General features: G+C 65.5%; 9 protein-coding genes and 1 pseudogene. 2 read left to right on the top strand and 8 right to left on the bottom strand.

All coding sequences use genetic code 11. From position 1 onward, the window contains the following. The 8 genes and pseudogenes from EN780_RS21355 to EN780_RS21320 form a co-directional block, all read right to left on the bottom strand. A pseudogene (locus EN780_RS21355) lies at positions 1–200 on the bottom strand (alpha/beta hydrolase); the annotation flags it as partial. A gap of 32 nt (positions 201–232) precedes the next feature. Beyond that, positions 233–1,849, bottom strand: coding sequence for a molybdopterin-binding/glycosyltransferase family 2 protein (locus tag EN780_RS21350; RefSeq protein ID WP_128275238.1), 1,617 nt, complete (start codon positions 1,847–1,849; stop codon positions 233–235). After that, a complete protein-coding gene (locus EN780_RS21345; RefSeq protein WP_128275237.1) occupies positions 1,846–2,550 on the bottom strand; it encodes an XdhC family protein in 705 nt (234 codons plus the stop codon). The genes EN780_RS21350 and EN780_RS21345 overlap by 4 nt, the downstream gene beginning before the upstream one ends. 6 nt (positions 2,551–2,556) lie before the next feature. Beyond that, positions 2,557–2,895: an XdhC family protein gene (locus EN780_RS21340; RefSeq protein WP_040593291.1), complete on the bottom strand. Its 339-nt coding sequence runs from the start codon at positions 2,893–2,895 to the stop codon at positions 2,557–2,559. A gap of 145 nt (positions 2,896–3,040) precedes the next feature. Then, on the bottom strand, positions 3,041–3,697 hold the full coding sequence (locus tag EN780_RS21335; RefSeq protein ID WP_128275236.1) for a DUF1629 domain-containing protein: 657 nt from the start codon (positions 3,695–3,697) through the stop codon (positions 3,041–3,043). A gap of 95 nt (positions 3,698–3,792) precedes the next feature. Beyond that, positions 3,793–5,043, bottom strand: a complete 1,251-nt coding sequence (locus EN780_RS21330) for a VWA domain-containing protein (RefSeq protein WP_128275235.1) — start codon at positions 5,041–5,043, stop codon at positions 3,793–3,795. A gap of 4 nt (positions 5,044–5,047) precedes the next feature. Further along, a complete protein-coding gene (locus EN780_RS21325; protein ID WP_128275234.1) occupies positions 5,048–5,977 on the bottom strand; it encodes a MoxR family ATPase in 930 nt (309 codons plus the stop codon). A gap of 31 nt (positions 5,978–6,008) precedes the next feature. Next, complete coding sequence (locus EN780_RS21320; RefSeq protein WP_127286659.1) at positions 6,009–6,503, bottom strand: flavin reductase; 495 nt, start codon at positions 6,501–6,503, stop codon at positions 6,009–6,011. Positions 6,504–6,677: 174 nt separating this feature from the next. Here EN780_RS21320 and EN780_RS21315 point away from each other — a divergent pair, with 174 nt between their 5' ends. Both EN780_RS21315 and EN780_RS21310 read left to right on the top strand, forming a co-directional pair. Beyond that, positions 6,678–7,751: a branched-chain amino acid ABC transporter substrate-binding protein gene (locus tag EN780_RS21315; protein WP_128275233.1), complete on the top strand. Its 1,074-nt coding sequence runs from the start codon at positions 6,678–6,680 to the stop codon at positions 7,749–7,751. After that, positions 7,751–8,397: P1 family peptidase (locus tag EN780_RS21310; protein ID WP_133372662.1), on the top strand; the 647-nt coding region annotated here is incomplete at its 3' end. The genes EN780_RS21315 and EN780_RS21310, both read left to right, overlap by 1 nt.

Genomic DNA, 8,397 nt, shown 5'->3' with positions numbered 1-8,397 from the left:
TCGTCGCGCTGGTTGATGTCGCGCATCTCGCGATAGTCGATGACGGTGTAGGCGCCGTTGTCGCCGGACGACAGCGTCGCCGGATAGGCGAACAGATCGTCCTTGTAGGGTTTTAGCTCGAGAGCGCCGGCATCAACTGCGGACAGCGAAAGAGCGATCGCGGTTAACAGGGTGCGGGAGACTTGAAAGCGATTGGCCATGCCGCAGGCATGCGTGCTTCGGCTTCGCTTTGTCAATCCTGCAGCACGCCGCCGGCGCCTTCCAGCGCCTCGCGCGTGTCGACATCGACCGAGGCGGCGTTGCCGATCTCGACATCGACGACATCAAGGCCCCCGGCCTCGACCAGGTGGCGCGCGCCGGTGTCGCCTTCGAGATGGGCGATGGCCCCGAACAGTGAACGAGGCAGCAGCACTGGATTACCGCGCCGGCCATCGTGCGCTGCCCGCACCACCGAGCGGCCGCCGGATCTGCGGAAGGCTTCGATAAGCCGGTCGAGATCGGCGGAGGACACGCCGGGCATGTCGCCAAGGACGATCATGGCGCCGGCAGCATCGGCCGAAACCTTGGCGATGCCCGCCTTCAATGACGAGGACAGGCCGTCGGCGAAATCGGGATTGTCGGCCAGGATGACATCGAGACCGCTTAAAGTGGCGAGCACCCGCTCGCGCTGATGGCCAGTGACGACAATGGTGCTGGATGCCCTGGAGCCCAGTGCTCTCTCGGCGGCGCGGCGGACCAACGGCTTGCCGTCGAACAGTGCCAGCAGCTTGTTCGGCCCGCCCATGCGGCTGGAGCGGCCGGCTGCCAGAAGCACGATCTCGACCTTCGGCCCGGCTCCCTCGCGCTTTGGCGACGGCTCGCGCGGCTGCGGCCGGGTCGGTATCTCCATCAACAGCCCGCCGACGCCCATGCCGGCGATGTCGCCGGCCGTCACGTCGAGACCGGCGATCAGCCGGTCGAGCACCCAGTCGAAGCCGTTCTCCTTGGGGCTGCGAGCGCAGCCAGGCGCGCCGATGATGCGTTTGCCGGCAAGCGTGCCCAGCACCAGCAGATTGCCGGGATCGACCGGCATGCCGGCGCGGACCACGCTGCCCCCTGCGTGTTCGATCGCTGCAGGGACGACGTCGGCGAAATCGCTCATCGCCGAGGCGCCGAAGATCACCACCATATCGTTGTCACGGACGAGCGCAGCCGCCGCTTCCGCGACGGGCGCGACCTCGTGCGGCGTGCGGCGCTCGGCGGTCAGATGGCTGCCCGAGCGCGTCAGGCGCGCTTCGGTGATGCGCAGCGTCTTGTCGAGCACGCTCGGTTTGACGCCGGGCAGCATTGTCTGGATGACGCCGATCCGCATCGGCCGATAGGCGTTGACGGCAAAGATCTCGCCATCGGCGCAGATCCTTGCCACCCGATCGACCAGGCTGCCGGCGACGGCGAAGGGAATGATCTTCACCGTCGCAACCATCTGGCCTTTCTCGACCGGCGCATGCTGCGCCAGCGTGGCGATGGTGATGGTCGGATCGACGGCATTGATGGCGTCGATCATCGCGCGGTCGACGGTGAAGACGCCGGCCGCCTCGGCGTGCAGATTGACCCGGCCGGTTGCGGCGGGCCTGGCCTCCACGGTGCGATGGCTCATGCCGGCGGCGATCCGTTCCGCCGCCGCGTCCTCGCCGAGATCGTCGGGCGCCAGAACGGCCGCGACCACCTCTGAAATGCCGGCCGCTTTCAGCGCCGACAGATCATCGGCGCTCAGCCTGTGCGCCTTGCGGAAGCGCCGCTCTCCGGCCTCTGTGGCGTGCGCCAGCACCGCGCCTTCCGCCTCATCGATCGGAACCGGACCGAATTTCACGCCACGGCGCCTTTTGCTTCGAGGCCGCGCGAGCGGAAGGCGTGGATGGTCTGGGCGAGCACCGCGACGGCGATCTCGGCCGGACTTGCCGCGCCGATATCGAGGCCGATCGGCGCATGGATGCGGGCGATCTGGTCGGCGCTGGCACCGAGCGCCAGCAGGCGTTCCACGCGCTTGGCGTGCGTCTTCCTGCTGCCGAGCGCGCCGACATAGAAGCACCTGGCATCGAGCGCTGCCTTCAATGCAAAATCGTCGATCTTGGGGTCGTGGGTGACGGCGGCAAGCGCCGTGTAGCTGTCGAGGGGCTGGCGCGCCAGCACATCCTGCGGCCATTCGGCATGCAGCACGACATCGGGAAAACGCTCCGGCGTGGCGAAAGCGGTGCGCGGGTCAATAATCTCGACGGGGTAGCCGGCGATCCTGGCCATCGGCGCCAGCGCCTGGCTGATATGGACGGCGCCGATCACCACGAGGCGCGGCTGCGGCAGATGCGCGTTGAGGAAGAAGGCGCGCCCTTCCGCCTCGACAGAGCCGGAATTACCGGTGCGAAACGCCCTGGCGATCGCCTCGCCCAATTCACCGGCGACCGGATCGCCCTCGCGCACGATGCGGTCGCGGCCGTCGCCGAGGTCGGTGACCAGGATCGCCGCGCGGCGGGCGCGGCGTTCGGCATTCAATGTTTTCAGCACATACGGGTCCATGGCGCCCTAACCAAGCCGCTCGACATAGACCTTGATGCGGCCGCCACAGGAGAGACCCACCTGCCAGGCGGTCTCGTCGGCGACGCCGAACTCCAGCATCCTGGCCTTACCCGAACCGATGACATCGATCGCCTCGGTCACCACCGCGCCCTCGACGCAGCCGCCGGAGACGGAACCGTGGAAATTGCCGTCCGCGTCGATGACCAGATGGCTGCCGACCGGGCGCGGCGCCGAACCCCAGGTCTCGACGACGGTCGCGATGGCGACATCCTTGCCGTCCTTCATCCAGCCCTCCGCGATGATCAGGGGATCGCGGGCCTCATCGAGATAGATGCTGTTTTCCATGACTGCTTCTCCAAGAGTCTGTTTTTCCGCTGAGATTAAGTCGTTTGTTTTCAGCTAAAAGACCCAGCAAGGAGGCCCTTGGAAGCCAGGTCCTGTGTCATGACGTGGTGCTCATGAAACGCTTCAATGTCAGCCATGGTTCAACTCACATCTTCTCGACATTGATGAAGTGGGGACCGGTGACACCGGCGACCTTGCAGGCGGACTTCAATACTTCATCGCAGAAGATGTTGTCAGCATAGGGCGTGCGAAATATGTGAGCGCCATCAACCACCTGATCACGGAATACGAGGCTGGTCGGGCCAAGAAAACTGTAAATTTTCACGTCCTCGTTTTTTCTGTAATCGCGCTCGTATTTGATCCTTATCTTGGATGCTCCTTCGTCGATGGCGTCCAGGACACGTACAACATCGGCCAAATAATATTGCGGCCCTTGCGAGCCGTCAGCCAAAGTAAAATCGCAGTCGACAAACTCGAAGCCGGCTGCGTCGACATCCTCGAAAACCCGTTTCAGGCGTTCGGAAACGATCAGATAACCGTGCAATATCTCCAGATCGCGCGGCATCTTGCCCTCCTTGGGGTAGTGGACAAGCTGAGGTTTTTCCGGCAGTTCCGCGAAGCCGTAGCCTTTCTCTGGCGGCGGCGCGAAGGTGATCAGTCCTGGCGTTCTCAATGCATCCTTGTTTGCGATGCGCACGCCGTGGCCTTTGCCGCCACGAAGGCTGGAGTCGAATTCGAAGAATTTGCGGGACTTACCAACCTGGTAGGGAGAGGCTGTTCTGGTGTTTTCGGCGGCCTGCATAGAAGACGTCCCTGTGTATCCGTGAGCAAAACTACGCAATGGTTGCGGCTGGAATTCGTTGTATCTCAGGCGTGGTTGCGGTGCCATGAATATGGCTATGCGGCGTGCCTCTCGCCAGCCCGCAGCCAGCGACGCGGATCGACCGACGTGGCCGGCCGCTGGTCGAGCGAGGCGCAGAGATCGGCCAACGCCTCGAGATTGTGCACCGGGCGGAACTCGTCGACATGCGGCAGCATCGCCTTGACGCCGCGGGCGCGCGCCTCGAAGCCGTCGAAGCGCAGCAGCGGGTTCAGCCAGATCAGCCGCCGGCAGGATTTGTGCAGCCGCTCCATTTCCTCCGACAGGCCGGCGACCTCGTCGCGCTCCAGCCCGTCGGTGATCAGCAGCACCACGGCCCCCTGCCCCAGCACGCGTCGCGACCACAGGCGATTGAACTCGGCCAGCGTGTCGCCGATGCGAGTGCCGCCGGACCAGTCCTTGACCGTCGCCGAGCTCTCGGCGAGCGCGGCATCGGGATCGCGATGGCGCATCTGCCGCGTCAAATTGGTCAGGCGGGTGCCGAAGACAAAGGCATGCACGCGCCGGCGCTTTTCCGTCAGCGCGTGCAGGAAATGTAGGAAGATGCGCGTGTACTGGCTCATCGAGCCGGAAATGTCGGCAAGCACCACCAGCGGCGGGTGCACCTCGCGGGCAGAGCGGAATTTCGGCAGGATCAGCGCGCCGCCGGTGCGGGCGGCCGAACGCATCATGGCACGCGGATCGATGCGCCTGCCCTGCGCGTCCGCCCTGAAGCGGCGCGTGCGGACCATGTCGAAGGGCAGTCGCAAAGCGGCGATCGCCTGCTTGGCCTCGGCCAGCTCGGCGGCGTTCATCTGGGCAAAGTCCTTGCCGCGCAACACCTCGTTGCCGGAAAAGGTGAAGCGGGCGTCGACCTCGATCTCCGGGATTTCCTTGGCCGGCTGATTCTTCTGATGGCCCTCGAACATCGCCTGGCTGACGCGGGTCTCGGCCGCGCGCGGTTTCTGCTTCTCGCTGGTATCGAGGGCGACAGGCGAGAACATCGCCAGCATCTTTTCGATCAGCTCGCGCGATTTCCAGAACAGCCGGAAAGCTTCGTCGAAGACCGGATGGTCCTCATGCCGGGAGACCAGCACTGCATGCAGCGTCCAGTAGAAATCGTCGCGCGATCCGATGCCGGCGGCAAGCACCGCCTCGATCGCGTCCTTGACCGAAGCCGGTCCGACCCGCATGCCGGCCTTGCGCAAGGTACGGGCGAAATAGACGATGTTGTCGGCGAGGCGCCCGTCTTGCTTGGCCTCAGCGGGATCGGGGCGCGGCGACTTCATCGGCCTATTCCGCAGCAGCGAGCTCGGCCTTGACCTCGTCGAGGATGCGCCGGCCCTCGCCCGCGCCGATGCGGGCGATGTCGTCCTGGTACTTCAAAAGCACCCCGATCGTGTCGGAGACCGTTTCCGGATCGAGCGCGACCTTGTCGAGCTCGGTCAGCGCACCAGCCCAGTCGATGGTTTCGGCGACGCCCGGCGCCTTGAACAGCTCGACCTGGCGCAGCTTCTGAATGAACGACACAACCTCGGCCGAAAGCCGGCTGTTGGCCCGCGGCACCTTGCGGCGGACGATCTCCAGCTCGCGCTCGGCACTGGGATAGTCGACCCAGTGGTAGAGGCAGCGCCGCTTCAGCGCGTCATGGATCTCGCGCGTACGATTGGTGGTGATGATGACGATCGGCGGCTCCTCCGCCTTGATCGTGCCGAGCTCCGGCACCGTCACCTGGAAGTCCGAGAGGATTTCGAGCAGGAAGGCCTCGAAGGCCTCGTCGGTGCGGTCGAGCTCGTCGATCAGGAATACCGGGGCAGCGCCCGCCTTGCCGGTCAGCGCATCGAGCACCGGGCGGCGGATCAGGTACTTTTCGGAGAAGACGTTGCGCTCCATGTCGGAGCGCACGACCTTGCCGGCTGCCTCCTCCATGCGGATCTCGATCATCTGCGCGGCGTAGTTCCACTCGTAGACGGCGGAGGAGACGTCGAGCCCCTCATAGCATTGAAGGCGAATCAGCCGGCGGCCGAGCGCATCGGCCAGCACCTTGGCGATCTCGGTCTTGCCGACGCCGGCCTCGCCCTCGAGGAAGAGCGGCCGCTTCATGCGCAATGACAGGAAAAGAACGGTCGCCAGCGAGCGGTCCGCCACATAGTCCGCGCCGGTCAGGAGATCGAGCGTCTCGTCGATCGTCCCCGGCGCCGGGCGCGGTTTCAAGCCGGTCATTCCATCTCCGTGGAGTCAGCCATCAAGGCACCTACAAGGCGCGATAGCCGCGATCATGATAGATCAGCGGGCGCAAATTATCGCCGATGCGCAGGCCTGTCACCTTGCCAAAAAGCACACGGTGGGTGGCGAGATCCTTGGTGTCGATCAGCTCGCAATCGAACACGGCAAGCGCGCCTTTCAAGGTCGGCGCGCCGGTCGAGATCACGTCCCATTCGCCAAGCGCAAACCGTTCCTCGACCGGCAGGCCGGTCATGCCGGAAAAGCCGACGGAGAGCGGCTCCTGATGCGAGGCCAGCGTGTTGAGCGCGAACCTGCCATTCGCAACGAAAGGCTCGTTCTTGGGATTTTCCCGGTTGAGGCAGACGAGCACGGTCGGCGGCGTGTCGGACACCGAGCAAGCGGCGATAACGGTCGCGCCTCGCCTGCCGGCCGGACCGTCGGTGGTCACCACATGGACCTGGCCGGCAAAATGGGCCATCGCGTCGCGATAGGCCTGCGGCCCGATGTCGTTCTTCTTCAGCACAGATGATTTTCCTCAGAACCCATCGTTATATATGGCGGCATATTGCATGCCACAAGCGAAGTGCTTGACCCATATCCGGAAATTCGCGTTGCACCGGGGCCGGCCAGCCTTTAGGTCTTGGCGAAGCGGATGCCGGCAACCCTACCGCCGGCACGGGAGGAATGCTTCGCTCACATGCGACCCCTGATGACGACATTGGCGGTGCTGGCCTCGATTGCTTTCGCCGGCAATGCGGGCGCCGAAGACCTCGTCGTCGGCGTCGCGGCGCCGCTCTCCGGCCCGTCAGCGATCCTCGGCAAGCAGGTCGAAGCCGGCGCCGTGCTGGCGGCCGACACGAACGGCGCGACGATCAAGACGGTCGACGATGCCTGCACCGCCGACGGAGGAGCCGCCGCGGCGCGCGACTTCGCCGCCACCAAAGTCAATGTGGTGGTCGGTTTCCTCTGCACCGAGGCGATCGAGGCGGCGCTGCCGATCCTGAAGGAGGCCGGCATTCCCGTCATCACCGTCGGCGTGCGCACCGAAAGCCTGACCGACCGGCGCGCCAAGACCGGCTGGCCAGTCTACCGGCTGGGCCCGCGCGGCGACGACGAGCGCTACGCCGTCGCCAGGATACTCACGCGTCTGTGGCAGAAAGAGCTGTTCGCCATCATCGACGACGGTACGATCTATGGCCGTGAAATCGCGGAGACTTTGCGAGCCGCGGCCGAGCAGGCGGCGCTGAAGCCGGCGTTCGTCGACACGTTCCGGCCGCAGCTCGACAACCAAATCGGACTGATCGGCCGGCTGAAGAAGGCCGGCGCGACCAAAGTATTCGCCGGCGGCGACGGCGACGACATCGCCATCATGGGGCGCGATGCCGCCCAGCTCGACGCCGGCATCACCTTTGCCGGCGGTGAAAATCTGCGCACGCCGGCCGGTGACGTGCGCTATGCCATGGGCACGTTGATGATCGCGCCACCCGAATGGGCCGCGGTCGCCGATCCCAAGGTGGTGCAGACCTTCACGGACAAGAACATCGTGCCGGAAGGCTACACGCTGCCTGCCTATGCCGCGGTCGAGATCGCCAGGGCCGCAACGGCGGAGGCGGCAAGCTCGGGCAAGCCGCTTGCCGAAGCGCTCACCGGGCATGAGTTCACGACGGCGATCGGGCCCGTCCGGTTCGACAACAAGGGCGATCTCAGCCAGTCTCCGTTGCGTGCCTTCCGCTTCGACGGAACACGCTTCGTGCCGCTGGAGGCCAACTGATGTTTCACAGCGGCCCGCGCAACCTGATCACCGATGTCGCCGGCCTCAAAGTCGGCAACGCCGCCGACGCCAGGCTGAAGTCGGGCGTGACGGCATTGCTTTGCGACGATCCGTCGGTGGCAGCCGTGCAGGTGCTGGGCGGCGCGCCAGGCACGCGCGAGACCGACCTGCTGGAGCCGCAGAATTCGGTTCACGAGATCCATGCCGTGGTGCTGTCGGGCGGCTCGGCCTTCGGCCTCGACGCCGCTTCGGGGGTGCAGGCGGCGTTGCGCGAAAGGAATATCGGTGTCGAAGTCGGCGGCTTCCGCGTGCCGATCGTGCCGGCTGCGATCCTGTTCGACCTGCGCAATGGCGGCGACAAAGGTTGGGGCCGCTACCCGCCCTATCGCGAGCTCGGCTACCAGGCGGCACAAGCGGCGGAGGCCGACTTTGCATTGGGCACGGCAGGCGCCGGCATGGGTGCGCTGACGTCGGGCCTCAAGGGTGGACTGGGTTCGGCCTCTACCGTGCTTGAAACGGGCGTCACCATCGGCGCGCTCGCCGCCGTCAACCCGACCGGCTCGGTGACGGTCGGCAGGACCCGCCACTTCTGGGCGGCGCCTTTCGAGATCGGCGACGAGTTCGGCGGCCTTGGTCAGAACGGCGT

It is taken from the genome of Mesorhizobium sp. M4B.F.Ca.ET.089.01.1.1 (genome assembly GCF_004022605.1).
Taxonomy (GTDB): Bacteria; Pseudomonadota; Alphaproteobacteria; order Rhizobiales; family Rhizobiaceae; genus Mesorhizobium; species Mesorhizobium abyssinicae.
Note: the sequence above shows the minus strand (reverse complement) of the source record. Positions and strands in the feature narration are given on the sequence as shown.